The sequence below is a fragment of the Aliiroseovarius sp. ABM4_368 genome, from assembly GCF_056161205.1.
Map to the genome: position 1 here is coordinate 356,094 of NZ_JBSWYR010000002.1, position 24,922 is coordinate 381,015.

General features: G+C 56.4%; 24 protein-coding genes. 9 read left to right on the forward strand and 15 right to left on the reverse strand.

What is annotated here, in order from left to right; genetic code table 11:
• Nucleotides 1-5 precede the first annotated feature (5 nt).
• From ACXAH3_RS07655 to ACXAH3_RS07675, 5 genes are all read right to left on the reverse strand, one after another.
• Nucleotides 6-896, reverse strand: coding sequence for an endonuclease/exonuclease/phosphatase family protein (locus tag ACXAH3_RS07655; protein WP_474861479.1), 891 nt, complete (start codon nt 894-896; stop codon nt 6-8).
• A gap of 113 nt (nt 897-1,009) precedes the next feature.
• Nucleotides 1,010-2,059: an ABC transporter ATP-binding protein gene (locus tag ACXAH3_RS07660; protein ID WP_474861480.1), complete on the reverse strand. Its 1,050-nt coding sequence runs from the start codon at nt 2,057-2,059 to the stop codon at nt 1,010-1,012.
• Between the two features lie 13 nt (nt 2,060-2,072).
• Nucleotides 2,073-2,951: an ABC transporter permease subunit gene (locus tag ACXAH3_RS07665; RefSeq protein WP_474861481.1), complete on the reverse strand. Its 879-nt coding sequence runs from the start codon at nt 2,949-2,951 to the stop codon at nt 2,073-2,075.
• A 12-nt stretch (nt 2,952-2,963) separates the two neighbouring features.
• Nucleotides 2,964-3,845 (reverse strand): ABC transporter permease subunit, encoded by an 882-nt coding sequence (locus ACXAH3_RS07670; protein WP_474861482.1) that lies wholly within the window; start codon nt 3,843-3,845, stop codon nt 2,964-2,966.
• A 70-nt stretch (nt 3,846-3,915) separates the two neighbouring features.
• The gene (locus ACXAH3_RS07675) at nt 3,916-5,220 is read right to left on the reverse strand and encodes an extracellular solute-binding protein (RefSeq protein ID WP_474861483.1); all 1,305 of its coding nucleotides are present in this window, start codon (nt 5,218-5,220) and stop codon (nt 3,916-3,918) included.
• Nucleotides 5,221-5,416: 196 nt separating this feature from the next.
• On the opposite strand from ACXAH3_RS07675, the gene ACXAH3_RS07680 reads away from it, so the two are divergent.
• Nucleotides 5,417-6,427, forward strand: coding sequence for a LacI family DNA-binding transcriptional regulator (locus tag ACXAH3_RS07680; RefSeq protein ID WP_474861484.1), 1,011 nt, complete (start codon nt 5,417-5,419; stop codon nt 6,425-6,427).
• 13 nt (nt 6,428-6,440) lie between these two features.
• On the opposite strand, the gene ACXAH3_RS07685 is transcribed toward ACXAH3_RS07680, so the two are convergent.
• Complete coding sequence (locus ACXAH3_RS07685; protein WP_474861485.1) at nt 6,441-7,145, reverse strand: winged helix-turn-helix domain-containing protein; 705 nt, start codon at nt 7,143-7,145, stop codon at nt 6,441-6,443.
• Nucleotides 7,117-7,404, reverse strand: a complete 288-nt coding sequence (locus tag ACXAH3_RS07690) for a hypothetical protein (RefSeq protein ID WP_474861486.1) — start codon at nt 7,402-7,404, stop codon at nt 7,117-7,119. The genes ACXAH3_RS07685 and ACXAH3_RS07690 overlap by 29 nt, the downstream gene beginning before the upstream one ends.
• A gap of 165 nt (nt 7,405-7,569) precedes the next feature.
• On the opposite strand from ACXAH3_RS07690, the gene ACXAH3_RS07695 reads away from it, so the two are divergent.
• From ACXAH3_RS07695 to ACXAH3_RS07710, 4 genes are all read left to right on the forward strand, one after another.
• A complete protein-coding gene (locus ACXAH3_RS07695; protein WP_474861487.1) occupies nt 7,570-8,070 on the forward strand; it encodes a hypothetical protein in 501 nt (166 codons plus the stop codon).
• Nucleotides 8,071-8,192: 122 nt separating this feature from the next.
• Nucleotides 8,193-8,831 carry a ribonuclease HII gene (locus ACXAH3_RS07700; RefSeq protein ID WP_474861488.1) on the forward strand — a complete coding sequence of 213 codons (639 nt, stop codon included), beginning with the start codon at nt 8,193-8,195 and terminating at the stop codon, nt 8,829-8,831.
• Between the two features lie 113 nt (nt 8,832-8,944).
• A complete protein-coding gene (locus tag ACXAH3_RS07705) occupies nt 8,945-10,045 on the forward strand; it encodes a DNA methyltransferase (protein ID WP_474861489.1) in 1,101 nt (366 codons plus the stop codon).
• Between the two features lie 139 nt (nt 10,046-10,184).
• On the forward strand, nt 10,185-10,808 hold the full coding sequence (locus ACXAH3_RS07710) for a glutathione S-transferase N-terminal domain-containing protein (protein ID WP_474861490.1): 624 nt from the start codon (nt 10,185-10,187) through the stop codon (nt 10,806-10,808).
• Here ACXAH3_RS07710 and ACXAH3_RS07715 read toward each other — a convergent pair.
• Nucleotides 10,805-11,944, reverse strand: a complete 1,140-nt coding sequence (locus tag ACXAH3_RS07715) for an alkane 1-monooxygenase (RefSeq protein WP_474861491.1) — start codon at nt 11,942-11,944, stop codon at nt 10,805-10,807. The genes ACXAH3_RS07710 and ACXAH3_RS07715 overlap by 4 nt on opposite strands.
• Nucleotides 11,945-11,995: 51 nt before the next feature.
• Nucleotides 11,996-13,036: an A/G-specific adenine glycosylase gene (mutY, locus tag ACXAH3_RS07720; protein ID WP_474861492.1), complete on the reverse strand. Its 1,041-nt coding sequence runs from the start codon at nt 13,034-13,036 to the stop codon at nt 11,996-11,998.
• Nucleotides 13,037-13,123: 87 nt separating this feature from the next.
• Here mutY and ACXAH3_RS07725 point away from each other — a divergent pair, with 87 nt between their 5' ends.
• On the forward strand, nt 13,124-13,639 hold the full coding sequence (locus ACXAH3_RS07725; protein WP_474861493.1) for a DUF721 domain-containing protein: 516 nt from the start codon (nt 13,124-13,126) through the stop codon (nt 13,637-13,639).
• Nucleotides 13,640-13,651: 12 nt separating this feature from the next.
• Complete coding sequence (locus tag ACXAH3_RS07730; RefSeq protein ID WP_474861494.1) at nt 13,652-14,308, forward strand: DsbA family protein; 657 nt, start codon at nt 13,652-13,654, stop codon at nt 14,306-14,308.
• Nucleotides 14,309-14,335: 27 nt separating this feature from the next.
• Here ACXAH3_RS07730 and lpxK read toward each other — a convergent pair whose 3' ends face one another.
• The 6 genes from lpxK to ACXAH3_RS07760 form a co-directional block, all read right to left on the reverse strand.
• Nucleotides 14,336-15,334, reverse strand: a complete 999-nt coding sequence (gene lpxK / locus ACXAH3_RS07735; protein ID WP_474861495.1) for a tetraacyldisaccharide 4'-kinase — start codon at nt 15,332-15,334, stop codon at nt 14,336-14,338.
• Complete coding sequence (locus ACXAH3_RS07740) at nt 15,334-16,605, reverse strand: 3-deoxy-D-manno-octulosonic acid transferase (RefSeq protein WP_474861496.1); 1,272 nt, start codon at nt 16,603-16,605, stop codon at nt 15,334-15,336. Before ACXAH3_RS07740 ends, lpxK begins: the two co-directional genes overlap by 1 nt.
• Nucleotides 16,606-16,688: 83 nt before the next feature.
• Nucleotides 16,689-17,606 (reverse strand): alpha/beta hydrolase, encoded by a 918-nt coding sequence (locus tag ACXAH3_RS07745; protein ID WP_474861497.1) that lies wholly within the window; start codon nt 17,604-17,606, stop codon nt 16,689-16,691.
• Nucleotides 17,607-17,615: 9 nt separating this feature from the next.
• Entirely contained in the window at nt 17,616-18,869 is a 1,254-nt protein-coding gene (arsJ, locus tag ACXAH3_RS07750; protein ID WP_474861498.1) for an organoarsenical effux MFS transporter ArsJ, read from the reverse strand.
• Nucleotides 18,866-19,870, reverse strand: coding sequence for an ArsJ-associated glyceraldehyde-3-phosphate dehydrogenase (locus tag ACXAH3_RS07755; RefSeq protein WP_474861499.1), 1,005 nt, complete (start codon nt 19,868-19,870; stop codon nt 18,866-18,868). The genes arsJ and ACXAH3_RS07755 overlap by 4 nt, the downstream gene beginning before the upstream one ends.
• Before the next feature lie 80 nt (nt 19,871-19,950).
• Nucleotides 19,951-21,018, reverse strand: coding sequence for an NAD(P)-dependent oxidoreductase (locus tag ACXAH3_RS07760; protein ID WP_474861500.1), 1,068 nt, complete (start codon nt 21,016-21,018; stop codon nt 19,951-19,953).
• 335 nt (nt 21,019-21,353) lie between these two features.
• Between ACXAH3_RS07760 and ACXAH3_RS07765 the strand changes: the two genes are divergently transcribed.
• Together ACXAH3_RS07765 and ACXAH3_RS07770 are read left to right on the forward strand one after the other, a co-directional pair.
• Nucleotides 21,354-24,179, forward strand: coding sequence for a molybdopterin oxidoreductase family protein (locus tag ACXAH3_RS07765; protein ID WP_474861501.1), 2,826 nt, complete (start codon nt 21,354-21,356; stop codon nt 24,177-24,179).
• Nucleotides 24,179-24,910 (forward strand): 4Fe-4S dicluster domain-containing protein, encoded by a 732-nt coding sequence (locus tag ACXAH3_RS07770; protein WP_474861502.1) that lies wholly within the window; start codon nt 24,179-24,181, stop codon nt 24,908-24,910. The genes ACXAH3_RS07765 and ACXAH3_RS07770 overlap by 1 nt, the downstream gene beginning before the upstream one ends.
• Nucleotides 24,911-24,922 lie beyond the last annotated feature (12 nt).

The window sequence follows — 24,922 nt, forward strand, 5'->3', positions numbered from 1 at the left end:
GCGTGTCAGGAATTCAGCTCTATCCGCGCCCAGACGCAGTCATGATCTGACAGCGGTTTTTCATCCTCGGTCAAGGATGACAAGATCCCGACATCCCGCGGAGTGATCCCGCGTCCGGCCAGCCAATCCAGCTTCATCACACGGTCCGGGTGGGGTGTAATCAGACTGGGGCGGGTGGTAAAGCCATCGGCGGTGAACGCCCAAGAATAGTCTCTATCCTTGCCTAAATCGAACAAGGTTTCATTTCGCCAGTCGAAATCAGGGGGTATGTGATTGCCAGTGTTCAGGTCGCCTCCGATCAAAACGGGCATATCCGGCGCGAAGGCGTCGATCTGGTCCAAGAGACGCTCAAACTGCATATGACGGTGGGCAGCATCCGCGTTGCTTTCCAGATGGGTCGAGACCACGCAGAGCGGACCGGTCTTGGTCGGAACAACGGCCGCCAGGGCCATCCGTCCACCGATCCGAGGTTGATCGGGGTCCGAGGCACCGCTGTCGGCAGCGAACCAATGACCATGTTCGTCCAACCGGATCATACAGACACGTTCAAACGGGACCGCGGACAGGATCGCGTTACCGTGCCAGCCCAGCGCGTTGAAGTCATCCGTGCAAAAATGTCGTTCCGTCGGACCGCCGAGCCCAAGCTCGTGAAACTCGACGCCAAAGGCGTAAGTCATGCCCAGCGCGCCGGCAACCTCGGCCGTGGTGTGCCGCTGTGCAGTGCGGGCCATACCGTGATCAACTTCCGACAAAAGCAAAATCTGGGGGGCAATGCCGGACAGATGTGCAGCGGTTTCAGCAGGAAATAGACAGCGCTCTACGTTCCATGCCGCAACGGAAAAGGTCTCGGGTAAAGTGATCGAAGATGCCACCCCACCCAGCTGAACTGCGTTCATTGCAGGCAGGTTAGAGACTATTTCTCGATGCGACTGGGCCGTACGGGGGGACGAAAAAATCCTGTCGCGTAGATCCTGAGGAACGGCGGGGAGCGCGTTCATGGTCCGTGTGATCATAGCGATTTGCCGCTTTCCATATCAAACAGAGACAGGGTTGCAGGGTCCAGCGTCAAGCGGGTTTGGCCCGGCTGAACTTCGACCTCTTTACTGACATTGACAGTGAAAGGTTGATCGGCCAACTGACCGTGCAACAGACGATGCGCGCCAAGCTCTTCCACAATCGAGACCTCAAACGGCACTGCCCCATCAGGATCCAACACAGCGTCTTCAGGTCGAATACCAAGGGTGATGTCACCCCCCTGCCAGCCCTCTGGCACCGCCATCACGTTGGTGCTGCCGTTGATCATGACTTGTCCCCGCTCGATCCGCGCACGGATCAGGTTCATCGGCGGAGCACCCATAAAGGACGCGACAAAGGTCGAGGCGGGGTTGTGATAGATTTCGGACGGTGTGCCGATCTGTTCAATGCGCCCTTCGTTCAGCACAATGATGCGGTCGGCCATCGTCATGGCCTCGACCTGATCATGCGTCACATAGATCGAGGTCACGCCCAAGCGCCGTTGCAGCGCTTTGATCTCGATCCGCATCTGGTTGCGCAGCTTGGCGTCTAGGTTCGAGAGCGGTTCATCAAACAGAAACAACTTCGGATCTCGAACCACCGCGCGGCCCATGGCGACGCGTTGGCGCTGACCGCCAGACAGTTGACTGGGTTTACGGTCCAAATACTCGGTTAGGTTCAGCATCTTCGCTGCTTCCTGTACCTTCGCCTCGATCTCGGCTGCTGGAACCTTCCGGTTTTTCAGCCCGTAGCCGATATTCTTTCGCACCGTCATGTGCGGATAAAGCGCATAGTTCTGGAACACCATCGCAATGTCACGATCCGCCGGATCAACGTCATTCATCGCGTGATCACCAATGGACAACGTACCTTCAGTAATGTCCTCGAGCCCCGCAATCATCCGCAATAGGGTCGATTTTCCGCAACCAGACGGACCTACAAGCACGACGAATTCGCCATCTTCGATCTGAAAGCTGGTGGGCAGAACGGCTTCGTAACCGTTGGGATAAACTTTGCGCACCGCATCAAGTTTGACCTGAGCCATATTATTGTTTTCCTTACTTGTCGGATTCCGTCAGGCCCTTGACGAACCAGCTTTGGAAGAAAATGACGATCAGAACCGGGGGCAGGATGGCGATCAGCGCCAACAGGTTTGCCCGGCCATATTCGGGGATGTTGGTGCCTTCCAGATCCTGCGTGATCTGTTTGATCCCGCGCACCAGCGTGTACATATCCTCGTCCGTGGTGATCATGGTGGGCCAGAGGTATTGGTTCCACCCGAAGACGAACATGATGATGAACATCGCGGCGATCATGGTCTTGGACAACGGCACAAGGATGTCGATGAAGAACTTCACGGGACCAGCGCCATCGATGCGCGCGGCTTCGACCAGCTCTTCGGGGATGGATCGGAAGTATTGCCGGAAGAAAAAGGTCGCCGTTGCCGACGCAATCAGCGGAATGATCAACCCGTTGAAACTGTTCAGCATGCCCAGTTTCTGCACAACTTCATAAGACGGCAGGATGCGCACCTCGAGCGGCAGAAGAAGTGTGGTGAAGATCAACCAGAAGGCCAGCGTGGCAAAGCGCAGACGGAAATAGACCAGCGCATAGGCGGCCATCATGCCCAGAACGATCTTGCCTAGCGCAAATCCGATGCCCAGAACGAACGAGTTATACAGCATCCGTGTGCCGGTATTCAGCCCCGAGAAGCCCGAAGCCTCGAACATGGCTTTGTCAAAATTCGACCCTAACTCGCCCCCAATCTTCAGTTGAGGGCCATTCTTGATCACCTCGACATCGGGCATTGTGGTCATTTGCAGCACCACCAAAAGCGGCAGCAGCATGAACAGAGACCCAACAATCAGGATCGTGTGGTCCAGCAGGGTATTCCAGCGCAGACGGCGGCGGGGCGGGGCTTGGGTGATGTCAGTCATGTCTGAGTCCCCTTACGTATAGTGGATGCGACGTTCGACCAGCCGAAACTGGAAGACGGTCAACGCCAGAACCAACAGCATCAACACGACCGACTGGGCCGAGCTGCCGCCAAGGTCATTGCCGCGGAACCCGTCCACATAGACCTTGTAGACAAGAGTCATGGGGTTGTTGCCCGGCTCGCCCTTCACCAGAACGTCGATCGTACCGAACGTGTCAAACAGCGAATAGGTGATGTTGGTGATCAGCAGGAAGAACCCGGTCGGGGCCAGCAGCGGGAATGTGACATCCCAAAAGCGGCCCGCGGCGGATCGGTTATCGATCATCGCGGCCTCGCGCACGGAACGCGGGATAGATTGCAAGCCGGACAAGAAGAAAATGAAATTCACCGGCACTTGCTTCCAGACAGACACAATCACCATAGCGATGGCAGTGTCACGGAAATTGACGCCAAGGGTGAAATCCCAGCCCAGGCTTTGCAGAAAGCGCGTCAGCGGTCCCCAGCTTTGGTCGAACATGATCAGGCCAATAAACCCTGCGACAGGGGGCGCAATCGCATAGACCCACATCAAAAGCGTGCGATAGGTCTTGGCCCCGCGCAGCACGTTGTCCGCTTTCACCGCCAGCAGCAGCGCTAAGGCGAGCGAAAAGAAGGTAACCAGCAGCGTGAACAACAAGGTAAACCGAGCGATGCGCATGTATTCCTTATTGCCACCAAGATCGCGGTAGTTATCGAAGCCCACGAAAGTCGATCCGAACCCGAAGGGGTCTTGCAGATAGAAGGATGAATGAACCGCGTGCCCTGCGGGCCAATAGAAGAACACGAAGATGATCAGCAACTGCGGAAGCAGCAGCAATATGGGTAACCAGCGCGTGGTAAAACCGGCACGTTTCAAGGGGAACCTCCCGTCGGATCGAAAGAGTGGCCGCGACGGATCGCGACCACCTGATAGTCTCTAATCTTGCTTATTTTTGCGTTTTTGCAAATTTAGCAAGCAGACCGTTTGCTTCGGTTTCGATGTTCGCGAAGGCGTCTTCGACCGAGGTTTCGCCAGTCAGGATGCGACCGTATTCACGGTTCATCACATCGCGGATCTGAACATAGAAACCCATGCGATAGCCCTTGGTGTGCTCACCGGCAGGAAGCGACAGCTGCTGGATGCCAACCTCGGCTGCGGGCATGCGGTCATAGTGACCATCCGATTTGGCCAGCTCGTACGCGGCTTCAGTGATCGGCACATACCCGGTATCTTGGTGCCAGAAATACTGGGTTTCAGGCGAAGTCAGGAATTCGAAGAACGCAGCAGTTGCTTTGTTTTCTTCGGCCGATTTGCCCGCCATTGCGAACAGCGCTGCACCACCGATGAAGGTCTGCTTCGGCTCGGTCGTCACGGCTTCCCAATAGGGCAGATAGGTCGCCGAGAAGGTGAACGGCAAGTCTTTCTTCGACAGGCCGCCGAAAGAACCGGACGAGCCCAGCCAAATCGCAACTTTGCCCTCTTCAAACGGAGTCTGGTTGTCGCCCCAGCCGGTGCCGAACCATTCAAAGTAACCTTTGTCCTGCCAGTCGGTCACGGCAGTAAAGTGAGCTTTGATGGCATCGTTGTTCACCAGAATTTGCGTGTCCGTGCCGTTGTACCCGTTGTCATTCGTGGCGAAAGGCAGGTCGTGGCGCGACATGAAGTTCTCGGTAAAGATCCAAGGCAAGTGCGACTGCGACAGGCCGGTGTATCCGGCTTCCTTCAAGGCGGGGGCAGTAACGGTCTGGAACTCTTCCCAGGTTTTCGGTGGGGTCACGCCCGCTTTTTCCAGCGCGTCCACGTTGTAATACATAATCGGCGAAGACGAGTTGAACGGCATCCCGATCATCTTGCCATCGCTATCGGCATAGAAGTAACGCACGCCCGAGATATAGTCGTTGATGTCGAAAGCAACGCCATTGTCGGTCAGCAGATCCTGAACCGGGATCGTCGCGCCTTTGGCACCGATCACAGTGGCCGCACCTGCGTCAAACACCTGCAACACGTTGGGCTGTTCGCCCGCGCGGAAGGCGGCGATGCCTGCGGTCAGTGTCTCTTCATAAGTGCCTTTGAAAATTGGCGTGATTTTATAGTCGTCTTGGCTGGCGTTGAAATCTTCCGCAATTTTATTGACGGTTTCACCCAGCGCGCCGCCCATTGCATGCCACCAGGTGATTTCAGTCTGAGCAAACGCGGTGTTTGCCATCATCGCTAGGGCGGCAGCTGCCGCGCTGAGTTTGAACTTGGTCATCTCGGTCCTCCGAATTCTGTTCCCCCGACAGAACACCTGCATCGACTGCCTGCTTATCTGGGGCTGGTCGAAAGGTGTCTTCTTCAGGTATGCACAGATTGTGCACACGTGTTCACATACTTGATGCGTGTAACAGTTCTGTCAAACTTTCTTGTCACATTGACGAAAAGATACCGGATAGCGCATCAGGGGCGACATGAGCAACGAGACTGATAAACAAGAGCAAAAACGCCGTGTGACCGCTCAAATGGTGGCAGATGCGGCAGGCGTATCACGGTCCGCTGTTTCACGCGCATTCACCGAAGGCGCGTATTTGGATAGCGAGAAACGGATACGAATCAAGCAGGTCGCGCTTGAGCTTGGATACCAGCCGAACGCACTGGCCGCCGGGCTTCAGGGCGGTCGCAGTCACTTGGTGGCGATCTTCGTTGGTAATATGCGCAGCCCCTATGACACTGCCTTCGTCAGCCACCTTATCGGCAGGCTGAACGGGTTGGGAAAGTGGCCCATTCTAATTGATGGCAGCGGTGAACAGGCGCGCACAGCCGTGGAAGATGTCCTTAAATATCCTTTAGAAGCGATGATCCTGAGAGGTGGCAGTATGCCCGAAGGTCTGGTTCTTCAATGCGCCAAGATCGGGATCCCAATGATCTCTTCCGGTCGCCCCGTCGAAAGCCACGGCGTAGACAATGTGTGCTGCCGCAATGCGGTCGGCACGCGAATTATGACAGAATTTCTTACCAAACGAGGGCGCACAAAGTTCGCCTATATATCTGCGCCCAAGGCCTTCTATTCGTCTAAAGAGCGCCGGAATGGTGTTGTGGAGGCACTGGCTAAGGTAGGGCTTGAGTTAATTGCCGAAGAAGATGGCGATTTTACCGTAGATGGGGGATATGACGCGGGGTCGCGGCTTTTGTCACGGCACAAACCTGACGCGCTGATCTGCGCAAACGACGCATCTGCCATCGGCGCCTTAACTGCCGCGAAAGAACTGGGTTTCAGGGTCCCCGACGACATCTCGATCGTAGGATTTGACGATATCGACATGGCGCGCTGGCCTGCCTTTGACCTTACAACCGTTTTGAATCCAATCGATAAAGCAGTCGATTCGATCATTGATCTGCTGAACCGTCGACTGGATGCACCCGAAAAGCCAAACGAGATGATCTTTGTGGAGCCAGACTTGGTTCTGCGCGGCACGCATTAGTACAACTGCTAGCTCAGATCATGCGGATCACATCTTTATCAATCGACAACATGTAACCACGCCGCGCGATGGTTTTCACCAAAAGTTCGCTCATCAACTGATTGCCCAGCGCATCGCGCAGACGTTTGATGCGGGTGGCGCCGGCGGCTTCATCACATTCAGAGGGATCACGGCCGGAAATCAGTCCCTCAAGCTCGGACCCGGACAGGACGTCCTCGTCCATCCGCGCTTCGGCCAAAGCTGAAAGGGTTTCGATGGCGGCTTCGGTTAGCGAGAACTCCATATTGTTCAAATAAACCGTGCGTTCCTCTCGGCTGATCAGAAGCGAATTCACCTGAATGCCTGCGCGTTCAATTTCCCCCATGCGGCGGTTCAGACCGAAAATGGTCAGAAGAAACAGAAGTGCGGCGACCAGCAAAGCGGTCGAAAACACCAACAGCACAAAAATCACCATGCGATAGCTGGTCAGAGTGTCGGCGAAGGACGTGCCGGATTGGGCCAAGATCTCAAGCAACTTGATCTCGCCGCCTGAATTCAGCCCGTCATTTTCCACAAAGATCCGTTCGACCCGTGCGTTGAACGCATTCGCGTCCGGCAGGGTCATGAACAGGAATACGGCGGCCACCAGAAGGATCAGGACAATCGCCCCAATCCCGATAACCACCACGCGGTTCGAACGCTTTAACGTATCAGAAGCGAAGGAAGAATTTTCCGGCACTTTCTTTCCTTTCCTCAAGACCTGCGTCGTCGAATATGGATTGGACTTTCAAAAGGGACCAGCCATTTGCGCTTAGGCGGTCACTTATCTGCCGACGCGCCGCTTTGCGATTGTCGCAGACGTCATCAGACAACGCGATCACACCATAGTGGAGCTTCAGCGGATCGTCCCGTTTGGCCTTGTAGTCAGCATAGCACGCGGCCTGCGCCGTCGATGCCATGGCGACAAGAAGTAAAGAGAGAGCGGTTTGTTTCATCATGCGTCGAACATGCGGCGGGGGGGCCGGTTATTCAATATCAAACCCCGCCCAGAGGCGTTGATAGGTGATAGCAATCGACCGATATTGCCTGTCTTTCAGGGGAATCCGCATGTTGGGGGCATGACAAGCGCCTGCTCGCGCCGACCCAACAGAAAGGAGGATCCCATGATCCGCAATTCCATGCCTCGCTCTTTTATGAAGCTCATTCTCAGTGCCGCTGTGGCGGCCTCGCTGACTACCGCGCCTGCTCAGGCAAGCGATGGTGATGACAGCGCAGCCATTATCGCCGCCCTTCTCGGTTTGGTCACTTTGGGGGTGCTGCTGTCTGGTAACGACGACGAACCGACCCATCCCGGCGGTCACGTGACGCGCCCGTACAAACCGACCCATCCGACGGTCAAACCACGTCGCCCCTATCACCCGCATGGTGTCAGCAACTTCAGAAAACTGCCGTCCAGCTGCCTGCGCGAATACCGCACGCAGACCGGCCGCAAGATCATGTTCGGCAATCACTGCCTGCAAAAGAATTTCTCGTATGCCCACGAGCTGCCCCAAGCCTGCCAAAGCACCGTGGTCGTAAGAAACCGCAAAGGCGTTTACGTGACGCGCCGTGGCTACTCGCCTGAATGCCTCAGCAAACGCGGGTATCGCGCAACGCGTACATAATAAGGAACATCGAGCAGCGGCGCGACGGTCCCTTTCACTTTTCGCGCCGTTAAACTTGGCAGAGGCTTCGGCCTCTGCCCTTTTTACTTGCGGGGCGGGGCAGTTTGGGTCACCTCAATGGTATGACAAAAACTGTTCCTGATTTCAGCTTCGAAGCCGCTGCAATAAATCGTGGCTTTCAGTACGTTGCCGGTGTGGACGAGGTTGGGCGCGGTCCGCTGGCAGGTCCTGTGACAGCCGCCGCGGTAGTCCTAAACCCCGATGATATCCCTGAAGGGCTGAACGATTCCAAGAAACTGTCCGCCAAACGGCGCGAGGCGTTGTGGGACGCGATCCATGAAAAAGCATGCGTTTGCATCGCCCATGCATCCGTCGAAGAAATCGACGAGCTGAACATCTTGCGTGCCAGCCACCTGGCGATGGAACGGGCAGTGGCTGGACTGGCCCAGCAAGCGGACTATCTTCTGATCGACGGAAACCAAACGCCGCGCGGTTTGACGCTGCCGTCGGAAACCATCGTGAAGGGCGACGCGCAATCCGTGTCGATTTCCGCTGCTTCCATCGTGGCAAAAATTGCCCGCGATCGGATCATGGTGGATTTGGCGCAACAGTTCCCCGGCTATGGCTGGGAGACGAACGCAGGATACCCATCAAAAAGTCACAGGTTGGCGCTTCAAAATATCGGTGTGACCCCACACCATAGACGTTCCTTCAAACCGGTACACAATATCTTGTATCAACAAGAAAATGTAAGTGACTGATTCAAAAAAGAATTTGACGACGAATCAGCTTTGACTCATGCTGACCTCATCAAAACGAGCGTGAAAACACGCCGCTGATAAGAGCGCAAAATGCGCCGGTACATGAGGCAGAAATGGTAACCAAAACCAAGACAAAGGCGGCTGTAGAGCTGCCCCTGAACCAGATTCTTGACGGCGACTGCATCGAAGTGATGAACAGTCTTCCGGAAAACTCGGTCGATATGATCTTCGCGGATCCGCCCTATAACTTGCAGCTGAAGGGCGAATTGCATCGTCCCGACAACTCGAAAGTTGATGCGGTTGACGACGATTGGGACCAGTTCGACAGTTTCAAGGCATATGACCAGTTTACCCGCGCTTGGCTGAAGGCCGCGCGTCGTATTCTGAAGCCCAACGGTGCAATCTGGGTCATCGGCTCGTATCACAACGTTTTCCGTATGGGGGCCGAGCTTCAGAACCAAGGCTATTGGATCCTGAACGACGTCGTCTGGCGCAAATCGAACCCGATGCCGAACTTCCGCGGCAAGCGTTTTACCAATGCGCATGAAACGATGATCTGGGCCTCGAAATCCGAGGGCGCGAAATATACGTTTAACTATGAAGCCCTGAAGGCGCTGAACGAAGGTGTTCAGATGCGTTCCGACTGGGTTCTGCCGATTTGCACAGGCCATGAGCGTCTGAAAGACGAAAACGGCGACAAAGCACACCCGACACAAAAGCCTGAAAGCCTGCTGCATCGCGTTCTGGTTGGTTCGACCAACCCCGGCGATGTGATCCTTGATCCGTTCTTTGGCACCGGCACCACCGGCGCGGTTGCCAAGATGCTGGGCCGTGACTTTATCGGCATCGAACGCGAGGCCGCCTATCGCAAAGTTGCAGAAAAGCGCATCTCGAAAGTGCGTAAGTTCGACAAAGAAGCCCTGACCACAACACCGTCGAAACGCGCCGAGCCGCGCGTTCCCTTCGGTCAACTGGTCGAGCGCGGCATGCTGCGTCCGGGTGAAATTCTTTCCAGCCCGCGCGGCAAAACCGCCAAGGTGCGCGCCGACGGTACGCTGATTTCCGGCGAGGCCCGTGGATCGATCCACCAGGTTGGTGCAGCGCTGGAAAGTGCGCCCAGCTGCAATGGCTGGACCTATTGGCACTTCAAGCAGGACGGAAAGAAAGTTCCGATCGACCTGTTGCGCCAGCAAATCCGCGCAGAAATGAACTAATCCACACAGAATTTGCGGGGCGCGCAACAGACGCGCCCGCATCATCAGGTACCGCCTGTGCCTGTGGCCCGCCGCCACAGCACAACCTGACTGGCCCTGCCTACTTGTTAGGCAGGGCTTTTTTTGCTTTCTGGGGGATATGACACCGATCCTCTATTCCTTCCGCCGCTGCCCCTATGCCATCCGCGCCCGCCTTGCGATTGCCAGTTCTGGCGTACAGGTTGAGCTGCGCGAGATCCTCTTGCGCGACAAACCACCTGCGTTTTTAGAGGCATCGCCCAGCGCGACGGTGCCTTGTCTTGTTCTGGAAGACCGCGTGCTGGATGAAAGCTTCGACATCATGCGCTGGGCATTAGAGCAGTCAGATCCCGAAGATCTGTTGCAAATGCCGGATGCTGGGTTTGACTTGATCCAGATGTTCGATAGCCCATTCAAACGCGCTTTGGACCTGACGAAATACGCAGTGCGTCACCCGGATAGCGATCCCGAAATCACGCGCGCCGAAGCGATGGAAATATTGGGTGGGTTAGAGGATCAACTTGCCGAAGGATGGCTTTACGGTCCCCTCCCCACTTTGGCAGACCTCGCAATCCTTCCATTCCTGCGGCAGTTCGCAAATATCGACAAATCCCGCTTCGACAGCGAAGTCACACCCCATGTATCCGCATGGTTAGAGACGTTTTTGACCAGTGATCGGCTGTTATTTGTGATGAAGAAGAACCCGGTTTGGGTTGAGGGCGACGCGCCGCTTCAGTTCCCTTAACGGATCGCAGGCGGCGGCAGAGTGCCCGCCTTATACGCGCTCCAGTCCTCGACCTCGGGATAATGCAGTTTACGCCAAGCGCGCACGCGCGGGTTCATCACGCGCCGCCAAACTGGTGGGATCATCGCGGCCACTGTCATCACTGGATAGCCAAAAGGCAATTGCGGAGCCTCGTCGTCAGGATAGGTTTGAAGCAGTGGAAAACGACGGGCCGGCTTATAGTGGTGGTCCGAATGTCGCTGAAGGTTAATCAGCAGCCAGTTCGACGCTTTGTGATCCGCATTCCAGCTGTGATGTGGCTTCACGCGCTCATACTTTCCATCTCCCAGATATTTGCGGGTCAAACCATAGTGCTCGACATAATTCGTCAGCTCTAACTGCCAAATGGCAACCAGCGCTTGGAAAGCAAACAGGGCAAGCCCAAGCCAGCCACCGACCCAAACGGCCAAGATAAGTGCGAACAACTGCAATGTGCCATAGCGCCAAAACGGATTCGCGCGATCTGAAACGGCCAAACCGCGACGCGCCAACATCGCTTTCTCGGCTTTCCAGGCCGAAGCTGGGGCCTCGAACAGCACACGAAAAAAGAAGCGGTGGAAGCCTTCGTTGTATTTCGCAGTCACTGCATCGCGGGTGGTGCCAACATAGGGGTGGTGAACCAGCAGATGTTCGGTGCGGAAATGGTTGTAAAGCACGGTGGCCAGCAGAAGGTCACCCAACCAACGCTCGAAGCGGTTGGATTGGTGCATCAACTCGTGGCTATAAACGATCCCGACCGTACCAGACAGCACGCCGACACCAAAGAACGCACCGAACTTTTCGCCGGTCGACAGGTGCTCGGCTCCGGTCACGTACCAGATCATGCCGTAAATCATAACGAACTGAATCGGAAACCAGATCATTGTGATCAGGCGATACCAGAAAAGGTCGGCATCCTCGGTCATCGGATCCGCGTTTTCAGAATAGCGCCCCATGACGGCGTCCAAAACGGTGTAAAGCCACCAAGTGCCCATCGGGGGGAGCAGCAGATACCAACCACCCTGAGTTGCCGCGACAATCACCAAAATGGGCAAAGCAATCGAAATGCCAAAAGGCGCAGCGTTGCGAAAGCGCGTGATTGTGGACGCGGAATGCATGGGTTTGGTCCTTGTCGTTCACGCGCAGGTTAGCGGTGAATCCAAACGCGCTCAATGCGTCAGATGTGCTGTCGCTACGTCAAATGCCTTGCGCATAACTGTTGGAAGATCGCTGCGCTTGATGTCTTGAAACAGACCCTGTTTCGCGAGTTGATGGCCATTTACCCGCGCAACACGTAAGGACAGGCGCAGATGGAAATGCGTGAAAGTGTGGCGCACCTCGACCGCGGGATCCTGCCAAGCTGCGTCGAAAGGAGGCTGTTCGATTGCGACGTCACCCCAGTCGGCGCCCGGCCAGCCCAGCATTCCGCCCAGCAGCCCTTTGTCAGGTCGCCGTTCTACCAGCCACTCTCCAGCTTCATTGCGTGCCAGATACGCCACGCCATATCGCGTGGGTTTCTTTGCCTTGGGTTTCTTTCTGGGAAGTTCTGCCTGAATGCCCGCCTTACGGGCAGAACAGTCTCTACTCCAGGGACAAATACCACAAGCGGGGGATTTCGGTGTGCAAATGGTTGCCCCCAAATCCATCACAGCTTGTGCATAATCTCCTGCGCGTTCCTGTGGGGTCAGCGATTGCGCAAGCTCTGTCAGTTCTGCTTTCGAATCCGGTAGCGGGGTCGTCACCTTGAACATTCGGGACATGACCCGTTCGACGTTTCCATCCACCACGGTTTCAGGCAAATCATACGCGATGGCCGAGATTGCTGCCGATGTATAAGGGCCAATCCCGGGCAATGCCTGCAGTCCCTCCCGGGTGGTTGGAAAGCCTCCCATTGTCGCGACTTCCCGCGCACATTTCAGAAGATTGCGCGCCCGTGCATAGTATCCAAGCCCAGCCCATTCACCCATGACACGCGCGTCTTCAGCGCCGGCCAGATCCTGAACCGTTGGCCAAAGTGCCAGAAATCGGGTGAAATAGTCTCTTACCGCAGCAACAGTGGTTTGTTGCAACATGATCTCGGACAGCCAAACGGCGTAGGGATCAGGCACAACACCGCAAGCACGATCCGCCGGACTGACACGCCACGGAAGGGTCCGCGCGTGTACATCATACCAATCCAGAAGATCGGCAGTTTTCGGCCCGTCACGCACGTGTTATCTCCTATCCGTCGTTTGTTCTGGCATAGCAAAGTGATGCGCCTAAAATAAGCGAAAAGAAACGAGTCACCGATCTGCAAGATGGAAAAGCCCAACACATATCCCCGCCGCAAGAAGGGTTTCGAGCGTACCTCGTCCTTGTTGTCGGCCCGGATTCGCAAGGCCAGCGAAACCCGCGGCTTTGCGGTGACGCGTGTTCTGACCCATTGGGCGGAAATCGTGGGCGAGGCGACGGCCAAGATCTCGCGGCCCGTCGACATATCCTATGCGCGCGATGGCATGGGGGCGACGTTGACGGTGCTAACAACAGGCGCGCAGGCACCCATGCTCGATATGCAGAAGGATCAACTACGTCAGAAAGTGAACGCGATTTATGGCTATAATGCAATTTCGCGCATTCGCGTGACGCAGACCGCGGCCACCGGCTTTGCCGAAGGACAGGCCCAGTTCACCCCTGCCCCAAAGAAACAAACCCCGCCCGACCCCAAGGCTTTGGCCCGCGCAACAAGCGTGACCAAAGACATAGGTGATGACGGGCTAAGGTCCGCGCTGGAACTTCTGGCGCAGAATGTCATAACGAAAAACAGACACAAATAAGGCTGAAAACAGATGAATCGTATCCTTCCCATCCTGATCGCTGCGGTGATCGCCATCGGTGGCGCATTCTATATGACGCAGAACAATGGATCGGTCCCCGGCGTGTCCGTGGCCGAGGCACAAAGCAGCGATGCCACGGTTGAGCTTGCACCCGACATGATCATGGGCGACGAAAACGCACCCGTAACTGTGATCGAGTACGCGTCCTTTACCTGCCCGCACTGCGCCAATTTCCATACGGAAACCTTTAAGAAGCTAAAGCAGGACTATATCGACACCGGTAAGGTCAAGTTCATCCATCGCGAGGTCTATTTTGACCAGTTCGGTCTGTGGGCAGGTATGATCGCACGTTGCGGTGGCGACACGCGGTACTTTGGGCTGGTCGACCTGGTCTACAGCGGTCAGAAAGACTGGATCGGGGACGGATCACCGACAACCATCGTGGCCAATCTGAAGAAACTGGGCCGTACCGCCGGTATGACGGACGAGCAAATGGATGCTTGCTTGCAGAACGAAGCCTCGGCCCAGAGCCTGGTTGCTGCTTACCAGCAAAACGCCAATGCGGATCAGATCACCGCCACCCCGTCTTTTGTCATCGACGGCACCAAATATTCGAACATGAACTATGACGATTTCGCCGCCATTCTGGACGAAAAACTGGGTTCGTAAGCCAATTGGGTTAGAGCTTCAAAGGCTCTAACCCACCAAAACACGCGTAAGCGCGGCGTCAACAGCGCTCCAATCCTCAAGCTCTAACCGCACCGGAACGGTAAGCACCTGACGGCGAAAGCTGTCGGGCAGTCGCACCGCGTCCTTTTCCGTGGTGACCAGTTGAGCACCCAGCGCGGCGGCCTCGATCTGAAGCCGCTTCATTAGTGCCTCGGTCAGGGTTTGGTGATCGGCCAAGGCCTCGGCGCGCAGAAGATTTGCGCCCAGATCGCTGACAGTGGCAAAGAACTTCTCGGGCAGGCCGATGCCTGCGAAGGCCAGCACGTCCACTCCTTCCCAATCCATTCCGGTTTGAAGCGGTTGCAGCTGTCCGGTGACATGCGGGCACGGGATCAAGCCACCCCAATTCTGCTGGAACAAGGACTGTGCGCGGGCATGACCGATGGACAAAACCAGATCGGCCCGCTTCATCCCAGCCGAGACAGGTTCGCGCAAAGGCCCTGCTGGAATACAGCGCGCGTTCCCGAACCCTTTCACAGCATCCACAACGACAATGGACAGAGTTTTGTGCACGCTGGGGTTTTGAAACCCGTCATCCATCAGGATAATCTCAGCCCCGTCGGCCTCGGCAGCTTGCACCCCTTTCACACGGTCGCGCGCGATCCATGTGGGCACAAAAGCAGCCATCAAAAGCGGCTCGTCCCCGACCTGATCAGCGCTGTGCACCCGTTCATCCACACGAAGCGGCCCTTCTTCGCTGCCCCGATGGCCGCGCGACACGATATGCACCGCCTTTCCCTGCGCCATCAGCCTTTGCGCCAGCGCTATGGTGGTTGGCGTCTTCCCGGTGCCGCCCGCATTGATGTTCCCGATGCAAACCACTGGTACCGAGGCACGATAGGCGTTCGACAAACCCGAAACTCGGCGGGCGGTGCCAAACCCATATAACCAACCCAGAGGAGCCAGCAGGCGCGCGCGCCAGTTCGGTTTGTCAGGATCGGTGAACCAATAACTTGGTGTCCGCATCAAAGGCCCTTTCGACTTTCGGCTTCGTCCAACAAATCAAGAAGCCTCTTCATCACGTATTCGCCTACTTCAGCACCCTTTGTGGTGACGTCCCAAGCGGCCATTGCCATCTCGGCAGCTTTGTCCGGGGCAAGAAGATGCTCGACCTCGACGGCTAAGGCGGATGCATCGCGAACCTTGCGCGCAGCCCCTGCCTGGGTCAAACGCTCTAAAGACGTGTGATATCTTCCGCGTCTGGGTCCGTACAGTACAACAGACCCTAACGCAGCGGGATTCAATGGGTTTCGGTTGGCTCCATTGGCCAAGGTTCCGCCAATCCACGTGATCCCTGCAAGATGCATCCAAAGCCCACATTCATCGGTGCGATCGACGATAAAGATCTGATCGTCGCGATGCGGCATTCGATCGACAGAGCGGGTTGAGATGATCCAGTTATCGCGCTCAAGTTGCTGGGCCAGATCCAAGGCACGGGAAGGATCTTCCGGAATCAGAACCAGCAGAAGACGGTGCGATTTACGAATCAGGATTCGATGCGCGGCAAGGATGGCGTTTTCCTCGTCTCGGTCGATTCCTGCGGCCAACCAAACTGGACGCGCGTCGAGTTTCTGAGCGATGCGATCACGCTCTTCTGAATCACAACCGGGCACCTGGCTTAGAGGCTGAATTGCGCCGGTGACTTGCATCTTCTCGGCCGGAATGCCGAGGCGCAGAAGCTCTCGCTTAGATGCGCCATCTTTGGCGACAATCGTGTCTATTTCTGTAAAAAAATCCCGCAAAGCAGATTGTTTCAGCATCTGCGCCAGCCCGCGATCTGGTGGCGCCGCTGCCCCCATCCAGATCACCGACACCCCATCCTGCTTCAGCGCATCAAAAACAGTCAGGTCGATCTCGGGAAGCATCCAGATGACGACATCCGGCTGCCAATGTTGAAGGAAATTTCCAATCGATGCGGTTTCAAAACTCGGACAAATCTGATGCAGGCCGTCGACCAAGGTGACGTCTTTCGGTGGCTGCTCTGGTGTAGTTAGCAAAAGAGTCACGTCGCCCATCTCTGCCGCCAGAGGTGGGATAAGGGATGAAAGCGCCTCGCTGTCGGTTAAGTCGGGCAAACATGCCCAGATGATCGACCCGTCTGGGCGGAGATGATCGGATTTTCCTTGCCGTGCGCGCTTGATCTCGTCCGAAGTGCCCTTGGGGCTGGCCTGCTGAACAGTCTTCTTACCTTGCAAAGCCTGCAAGCGCCGCAACAGCGAAGATCCAATGCGCGACATGGCACGTCCAATCGTTAACACGCCCGACCGGCGCAAATTTCAACTGTCAGATTACGGGAAGCGAAGGCCGGTGGAAAGGCGGATCAGTGACGCCATTCGCCACGTGCCAGCATTCCGATTTGGTCGACAATCCGAACAAAGCTGCGGCGGGCGCGTTCAGACTGATGGCGTGCACGCAGATAGCCATGCACCAACCCCTCTTCATTAAGCCAAACGGCCTTGCCACCTGCTGCAAGAATAGCATCACGATAGGTGCCCCCATCATCTGCCAACGGATCGCATTGCGCTGTAATCGAGACAGTAGGCGGCAGATCACGGAAGTCCGTATCCTCAAGTGGAGCGGCCGTGGGATCCGGTCCAACTGGCTGTGTCGCAAAGCGGATCGTATTATAGAATTTCAGGTCCTCCATCGACAACATCGGCGCGTTGGCGTGATCGATATAGGACCCTGTGGTCATATCTCCGCCCAGACCGGGATAAATCAGGACTTGGCCAGCGATTTCGACCCGCCCGCGCAAGGCGTGACAGCATGCAGCAGCAAGGTTTCCTCCCGCACTGTCTCCAACCAAAACTAGTGGTTTGGGCCATGTTAGAGACGTATATTTGACTGCCTTTACCGCGTCATCGAACGCAGCAGGATGCGGATGTTCGGGACAAAGGCGGTAATCCACACTGACCACGCGCAACCCTATTTCATGGGCGATTTCAGCACACACATCGTCGTGGCTGTCCAGTCCGCCGACCACGAAACCTCCGCCGTGGAAATAGACCACGGTGCCCTGTGGATTTTCCGGTTCATAAATACGGATTGGCACATCTTCGACCACATCGTCCCGAACGTTCAACCCATCGGGATGGCCCGCAAAGAACGCACGGCACATGTTATCGTAAACCTTGCGCTGCTGAGCGGCAGATTGGTTTACGGCGTCTGGGGGATAATGCGCCTCCGTCTCGCGAATGAAGCGCCAAATTTCGTCGTCAATCAGCTTTGAGTAATCCATGCCCGAAGGCTAGGCGGCGTGATCCAGATTGGCAAGCTGGCGTGCAGCCAGCCAGCTGGCAGCGGACAGGGCGGCGGCGGTGCCAAGACACAATGGCAGACCTCCGATCTGATAGGACAGGCCGGACAGAAGCGTGCCGATCAAACGACCCGCAGCGTTCGACATATAGTAAAAGCCAACGTCCATCGTCACGCGCTCGGCCTTGGTGAAGGCAAGAATCAGATAGGAATGGAGCGAGCTGTTCACAGCGAAGACAAAACCAAAGATCAGAAGACCTGCGACCAGAACCGACGTTAACCATGGGCCGGGGAACAGCGCGGCGAAGGCAAGCGCGCTGATCACGACAGTCAAGATACCGACCCAGAACACAGCCAATCGCGGGAATTCATCTGGGTCACGTTGCGCCGCTTTCAGTAGTTTTGGCGCCCAAGCCTGCACAGCTCCGTATGCGATGATCCAAACTGCCATAAAGCTGCCGATCAGGAAAAACGCGCTGCGATCGCCGGCATGCGTGCCGTCCGAGACCACAGCGTGGAAATAGACCGGGATGCCCACAACGAACCATACGTCGCGCGCGCCAAATAGGAACATCCGCGCCAAGGACAACTTGTTGATGCGCGCGTCTTTCGACCAAACTTGCGAGAATTTGGCAGATTTCGAGCCCTTCGGAAGCCCTGCCGGCATGAAGGCAACCACGCCGATTAGGATCGCGCCCAGTACAACCGCCATTGCGACAACAGATGGTGTAAATCCGATCAAAGCCAGCAAAGCTGCACCCAACAGGAAACCGAACCCTTTTACTGCGTTCTTCGATCCGGTCAGGATCGCCACCCAGCGAAACAGCCCGTCGCCCTCGGGCGCTAGAAGTTTCACCGCACTTTTGGATGACATCTTGGAAAGATCCTTGGCCACACCAGACATGCCTTGCACGACCATTACATAGATGACCGAGGTCACAACTGCCCAGTCCGTTGACAGTTGCGACAAGGCAACCAGCGCCACAATCTGCAGGGATAGACCCGCATAGAGCGTCGAGGTCAGACCGAACCGCGCCGCAATCCAGCCCGCCGACAGGTTGGTGACAACGCCCATGAACTCGTAAAGCAGAAAAAGCCAAGCCAACGTAAAGGGCGAAAAGCCCAGCGTATGGAAATGCAGAAGCACGAGCATCCGCAGCGCACCATCCGACAGCATAAACGCCCAATAGGCAGCTGTGACGGCTATATATGCCGCAAGCCCCTGTTTGGGCTCGGTTAGACTCATATCGAGGCTCCGACCATGCGGGCAACATCGGCCAAGCGGCAGGCATAACCCCATTCATTATCGTACCAGGCATAGATCTTTACCTGCGTACCGTTGACCACCATCGTCGACAGCGCATCAATGATCGAGCTGCGCGGGTCGTTAGTGTAATCGGCGGACACAAGCGGGCGATCCTCGTAGCCCAGAATGCCGTTCAAATCGCCCTCTGCGGCCTCTTTGAAGAAGCTGTTGATTTCCTCGGCCGTGGTTTCGCGCTCGACCTCGAACACGCAATCGGTCAGCGAAGCATTCAGCAGCGGAACGCGCACAGCATGGCCGTTCAAGCGCCCTGTCAGCTCGGGGAAAATCTGGGTGATCGCCTTTGCTGAACCGGTCGAAGTCGGGATCAGCGAATTCAGCGCAGACCGTGCGCGCCGAAGGTCTTTGGCGGGACGATCCACGATGGTTTGTGTATTCGTCACATCATGGATGGTGGTCATCGAGCCGTGCTTGATGCCAATCTGATCCAGCAGCACCTTTACAACAGGAGCCAGACAGTTCGTCGTGCAGGACGCGGCCGTCACCAGATCATGCCCGTCATACAGGTCATGGTTCACGCCATAGACAATGTTCAGCGCGTTCTCTTCCTTCACGGGGGCGGACACGACAACTTTTTTGACACCTGCGGAATAGTACGGAGCCAGTTTTTCATTGGTTTTGAAAGCGCCGGTGCAGTCGATCACCATATCGACACCCAGTTTTTCCAGCGGCAAAGCATCCAATGTCCACGATCCAGTGAGGGCCATTTCGTGGCCGTTGATCATGATGCTGTTCTCGCCTGCCGAGAACTCGGCTGGCCAGCGGCCATGCACCGTGTCCCATTCCAGCAGATGCGCGTGCTGTTCGGCATCACCCACGGGATCGTTTAGAAGCACAATCTCGCCCGGCGCACCGTTGTCGATCAGATCGCGCAGAACCAGCTTGCCCATGCGCCCAAGTCCGTTGATTGCGATGCGTGTCATGTCATGCCCTTTTCGTTGGAACCCACACGTGCGGGATATGACGAAGGCGTAACAGATTTATGACGGCGCAAACAACGGGGTCAGAGCGACGCGCGCGGGGACAGGCTCATGGCATGAGATGCAGTTTCCGAAGTCTGAGTCAACGAGATGACATTGCCTTGAGAATGGGTGGAATAACCTGTGTTAGAGACACCTGGAACCACTTGAACCTCGGCCCCCTGCCCGGTCAGCCGAGCGATCCAAGATTTTACATCCGCTCGGCTTGCAGGATCGCCCGAGACCAACCAGACTACACGGCGACCATTTTTCGCCATCCCGGCATAGTCGGTCAGGGCAGTGTCATCCGCAGCGATCCGCGTCGCATCACGGCGGGTCAGCGCCAGAATGTCGGCATTGGCCGCGGCATCGTGAATAATCACATCTGCGCGCTGCATCACAGACAGAGCACGGAAGGTCAGCAGATCCTGAGCGCCTGATCCGATGCCCACCAGCCAAATCCCACCCTTCTGATCCGGGTTTTCGCCGGTCAGGCTTTGGTCGATCAACGCTTCGGCTTGGGCTTCATCACCGGCCAGAAAGGCGTCGCCAATCGGTCCTTCGATCATCTGTTCCCAGAAACGACGACGGGCGCGGCCGCCTGTGATATGTGTCTCGATCTTGCCGCGAAAGCTGCTGAGGAAGCTTGCAAGACGCCCATAGCCAGACGGCAAAAGTGACTCGATCCGGGCGCGTAGGATACGGGCGATGACGGGCGCGGCGCCTCCGGTCGATATGGCAATTGTCACTGGGCTGCGATCCACGATCGACGGCGTAATGAAATCGCACAGCGGCTTCACATCCGCGACATTCACCAACGCGCCTTCGGCCTTTGCAGCGGCGTGCAGAAACTCGTCCCGCTCGGGGATATCAGAAGCACCATAGGCGATGATGCAGTCCTTGAAATCTTGCTTTTCCGGCAAACGAGCGTGGTGCGTCACACCCGGCCGCGATAGCAATGTCAGCAGTTCGTCCTGCGGGTCAGGTTCGAAAACATACACCAACGCACCCGCATCCAAAGCGCGCTCAACGCGTCGGGCGGCGGTTGTACCACCCCCGTCTATGACCACTTTCCGATCCTTTATATCCAGAAATATTGGCAGATGATCCATGTCGCGCCTCCGATGAGTTGGATGTGATATGCCCTTACTTGGGAAATATTTCTAGTTTTTTGGGCAAAAACACCCTTCGAAAAGGACAGAAGGGCGACTGTACCCTCGGTGAGGAACCAAAGTTCCAATATTACACATTACTTTGGTCCAGTTTTGCGACGCATACAGCGCCGAACCAAAGCTGCGATGCAGCAAAATCTGGACATAAACCCAGGGGTTTCTGGTCCTACCGAACCCCCTACCAAAATCGGCATTTTAATATCTAGACCAACAGGATTACGTCAAAAGACGCCTGCCAACCCAGCCGTGAATGCGGCCAAGGAACAGCAACCGCGATGACCAAACCGGAAAATATCCAGATCGACACCTCTCCGCCCGTTTCAGATGAGGTTCGCAAAACGACTTGCTACATGTGTGCTTGCCGGTGCGGGATCAACGTGCACATGAAGGACGGCAAGGTCGCCTATATCGAAGGCAACCGTGATCACCCTGTAAACAAAGGCGTTTTATGCGGCAAGGGATCGTCAGGGATCATGCAGCATTATGCTCCGTCGCGCCTGCGGGCTCCGCTGAAGCGGGTCGGGCCGCGCGGATCTGGCGAATTTGAAGAGATTTCCTGGGATGAAGCGCTGGACATGGCTGTCGGTTGGATGGGTCCGTTACGCGAAAAAGATCCGTCGAAGCTGGCGTTTTTTACAGGTCGTGACCAAAGCCAAAGTTTTACGTCGTGGTTTGCGCAAAGCTATGGCACGCCGAATTATGCCGCGCATGGCGGGTTCTGCTCGGTCAACATGGCGGCTGCGGGCATTTACACAATGGGCGGCGCATTTTGGGAGTTCGGCCAACCCGACTGGGACCGTACCAAACTGTTCATGCTGTTTGGTGTGGCGGAAGACCACGATTCGAACCCGATCAAGATCGGGCTGGGTAAGTTAAAGGAACGCGGCGCGCGGGTGATTGGCGTGAACCCGATCCGCTCGGGCTATAACGCAATTGCGGATGAATGGGTTGGGATCACCCCCGGTACGGACGGGCTGTTCATTCTTGCGCTGGTGCACGAACTTTTCCGCGCAGGCCAAGTCGATCTGAACTATCTGTCGCGCTATACCAACTCGGGTTTCATCGTAAATGAAGAACCTAATACAGCGGAAACCGGGCTTTTCTTGCGTGGCGCAACGGGCAAGCCACAGGTGCTTTGCCGAGAGACTGGCAAGCTTGCGGATTATGACACACCCGGCGTGATGCCTGATCTGGCAGCGACATATCGCCATGCGGGCCAAACACACCGCCCAGTGTTCCAGTTGATGGCCGAGCGCTATCTTTCTGACGAATACGCACCAGATGCTGTGGCCGAACGCACAGGTGTTTCGGCGGACAAAATACGTTCTATCGCCGCAGAACTTGCCCGAGTGGCTTTCGAGGAAGAGATCGTTCTGGATCAGCCTTGGACGGACTGGAAGGGTGAAAAACACGACAAGATGATCGGACGCCCGGTCAGCTTCCATGCGATGCGCGGAATTTCCGCACATTCGAACGGCTTCCAGACCTGCCGTGCCTTGCATGTGCTGCAAATCCTGCTGGGCTCGGTCGAGGTACCAGGTGGTTTCCGCTTCAAACCGCCCTACCCCAAGCCCTATGACGCCCATCCGACACCCCATGTCGGCGTGACGGTTGGCGGACCCCTCGATGGCCCGCATCTGGGCTTTGTGCGCGGACCCGAGCATCTGGCATTGAAGAAAGACGGCAGCCCAGCGCGGATCGACAAGGCGTTCACGTGGGAAAACCCGATGTCCAGCCATGGGCTGATGCATATGGTGATCTCGAACGCACATGCTGGCGATCCCTACAAAATCGATACGCTGTTTTTGTATATGGCCAATATGGCGTGGAACTCGTCGATGAACTCGTCCGAGGTGATGCGAATGCTCACCGACAAAGACGAGAACGGCGATTACGTGATCCCGCACATCATCTATTCTGACGCCTACAGCTCGGAAATGGTGGCTTATGCGGACCTAATCCTGCCCGACACGACATATTTGGAGCGTCATGACTGTATTTCGCTGCTGGACCGCCCGATCTGCGAGGCTGACGGCGCTGCCGATGCGATCCGCTGGCCTGTGGTTGAGCCCGATCGAGATGTGCGAGGCTTCCAGACTGTTTTGATCCAGCTTGGGGTCAAAATGGGTCTACCCGGTTTCGTAAACGAAGACGGTTCGGCCAAGTACGAAGACTATGCCGATTACATCGTAAATCACGAACGTCGTCCCGGCGTGGGGCCGCTCGCCGGATGGCGTGGCGAAGATGGAAACGGCAAGGGCCGAGGAGAGCCTAATCCTGCTCAACTCGACAAATACATCGAAAATGGTGGTTTCTGGATCAACCACGTTCCCGAAAACGCCAACTTCTATAAGCCGTGGAACAAGCACTATCAGGAATGGGCCGTGAAACGCGGGATTTTCGATGTAGAATCGCCCTATGTCTTCAGCCTGTACGTTGAACCCATGCGTAAATTCCAGCTGGCTGCCGAAGGGTTCGGAGATCGCCAACCCCCAGACAATCTGCGCGACCGCATTGGCCAAACGATGGATCCGCTGCCAATCTGGTACGAACCATTTGAAGAGAGCAATGTCGATACAGACGAATACCCGATTCATGCCCTGACCCAGCGCCCGATGCACATGTACCACTCGTGGGGTACGCAGAATGCTTGGCTGCGTCAGATCACCGGGAAGAACTACCTGTATCTGCCCACCAAAATCTGGGAGGAGCATGGGTTCGAAGACGGCGACTTTGCCACTGTGTCCTCGGTCCATGGTCAAATCACCGTGCCAGTTGCGCATCATGCGGGCCTAAATGGCAGCACGATCTGGACGTGGAACGCCATTGGAAAACGCAAAGGTGCCTGGGCGCTGGACGAAGACGCACCAGAGGCCACCGATGGCTTTCTTTTGAACCACCTGATCAGCGAGCTTCAACCGCCGAAAGGCGACGGGCTGCGCTGGACGAACTCGGACCCAATTACGGGGCAGGCAGCGTGGTTTGATCTGCGCGTGAAAATCGAGAAATGCGAGACTAAACCAGCGGAAAGCCAGCCTGCCTACCCGCCGATCAAGTCCCCCGTGGGCAAAGGCCCCAAAACTGTGGCGAGGAAGATCTGATGACTGCTTTGCCTGAAAAAACCGACAAGAAACTGGGTCTGGTTATCGACCTTGATACATGCGTGGGCTGCCATGGCTGTGTGACCGCCTGTAAGGGCTGGAACACCCAGAACTATGGCGCGCCACTGTCCGATCAGGATGCTTACGGCGCGGATCCGTCGGGGGCATTCCTGAACCGCGTATTCAGTTACGAGGCCGAGAAATCCGGTTGTGCCTCGCAAACCGTGCATATGCCGCGGTCGTGTCTGCATTGCGAAGACGCGCCCTGCGTGACTGTCTGCCCGACTGGTGCCAGCTATAAACGCGAGGAGGACGGGATCGTTCTGGTGAACGAGGATCGCTGTATCGGCTGCGGCCTTTGCGCTTGGTCCTGCCCTTACGGCGCGCGTGAGCTGGATCGCGAAGCGGGTGTTATGAAGAAGTGCACGCTATGCGTTGACCGGATTTACAACGAAAACCTGCCGGAAGAAGACCGTGTACCCGCCTGCGTACGCACTTGCCCTTCTGGCGCACGTCATTTCGGGGATCTTGGCGACCCAGACAGCGATGTGTCGAAGCTGGTCGCAGATCGTGGCGGGTTTGACCTGATGCCGGATTTGGGCACCAAGCCCGTAAACAAGTACCTGCCGCCCCGCCCCAAGGATCAGCTGGACACAGCGCCGCTGAATGCTGTTGCGGACCAACCCAAGGGCTTCCTTGGCTGGCTGGACAAAGCGCTCGACAAGCTCTGACGGAGGAAACGG

Bases quoted from the DNA above. Each gene is read 5' to 3' on its own strand.
- arsJ (WP_474861498.1), bottom strand. From the start codon at position 18,869: ATGAGTCTAACCGAGCCCAAACAGGGGCTTGCGGCATATATAGCCGTC.
- ACXAH3_RS07705 (WP_474861489.1), top strand. From the start codon at position 8,945: ATGGTAACCAAAACCAAGACAAAGGCGGCTGTAGAGCTGCCCCTGAAC.
- ACXAH3_RS07680 (WP_474861484.1), top strand. From the start codon at position 5,417: ATGAGCAACGAGACTGATAAACAAGAGCAAAAACGCCGTGTGACCGCT.
- ACXAH3_RS07660 (WP_474861480.1), bottom strand. From the start codon at position 2,059: ATGGCTCAGGTCAAACTTGATGCGGTGCGCAAAGTTTATCCCAACGGT.
- ACXAH3_RS07745 (WP_474861497.1), bottom strand. From the start codon at position 17,606: ATGGATTACTCAAAGCTGATTGACGACGAAATTTGGCGCTTCATTCGC.
- ACXAH3_RS07740 (WP_474861496.1), bottom strand. From the start codon at position 16,605: ATGTCGCGCATTGGATCTTCGCTGTTGCGGCGCTTGCAGGCTTTGCAA.
- ACXAH3_RS07665 (WP_474861481.1), bottom strand. From the start codon at position 2,951: ATGACTGACATCACCCAAGCCCCGCCCCGCCGCCGTCTGCGCTGGAAT.
- ACXAH3_RS07655 (WP_474861479.1), bottom strand. From the start codon at position 896: ATGAACGCAGTTCAGCTGGGTGGGGTGGCATCTTCGATCACTTTACCC.
- ACXAH3_RS07700 (WP_474861488.1), top strand. From the start codon at position 8,193: ATGACAAAAACTGTTCCTGATTTCAGCTTCGAAGCCGCTGCAATAAAT.
- ACXAH3_RS07765 (WP_474861501.1), top strand. From the start codon at position 21,354: ATGACCAAACCGGAAAATATCCAGATCGACACCTCTCCGCCCGTTTCA.
- ACXAH3_RS07760 (WP_474861500.1), bottom strand. From the start codon at position 21,018: ATGGATCATCTGCCAATATTTCTGGATATAAAGGATCGGAAAGTGGTC.
- ACXAH3_RS07725 (WP_474861493.1), top strand. From the start codon at position 13,124: ATGGAAAAGCCCAACACATATCCCCGCCGCAAGAAGGGTTTCGAGCGT.
- ACXAH3_RS07730 (WP_474861494.1), top strand. From the start codon at position 13,652: ATGAATCGTATCCTTCCCATCCTGATCGCTGCGGTGATCGCCATCGGT.
- ACXAH3_RS07675 (WP_474861483.1), bottom strand. From the start codon at position 5,220: ATGACCAAGTTCAAACTCAGCGCGGCAGCTGCCGCCCTAGCGATGATG.
- ACXAH3_RS07715 (WP_474861491.1), bottom strand. From the start codon at position 11,944: ATGCATTCCGCGTCCACAATCACGCGCTTTCGCAACGCTGCGCCTTTT.
- ACXAH3_RS07710 (WP_474861490.1), top strand. From the start codon at position 10,185: ATGACACCGATCCTCTATTCCTTCCGCCGCTGCCCCTATGCCATCCGC.
- ACXAH3_RS07695 (WP_474861487.1), top strand. From the start codon at position 7,570: ATGATCCGCAATTCCATGCCTCGCTCTTTTATGAAGCTCATTCTCAGT.
- lpxK (WP_474861495.1), bottom strand. From the start codon at position 15,334: ATGCGGACACCAAGTTATTGGTTCACCGATCCTGACAAACCGAACTGG.
- ACXAH3_RS07755 (WP_474861499.1), bottom strand. From the start codon at position 19,870: ATGACACGCATCGCAATCAACGGACTTGGGCGCATGGGCAAGCTGGTT.
- ACXAH3_RS07770 (WP_474861502.1), top strand. From the start codon at position 24,179: ATGACTGCTTTGCCTGAAAAAACCGACAAGAAACTGGGTCTGGTTATC.
- ACXAH3_RS07690 (WP_474861486.1), bottom strand. From the start codon at position 7,404: ATGATGAAACAAACCGCTCTCTCTTTACTTCTTGTCGCCATGGCATCG.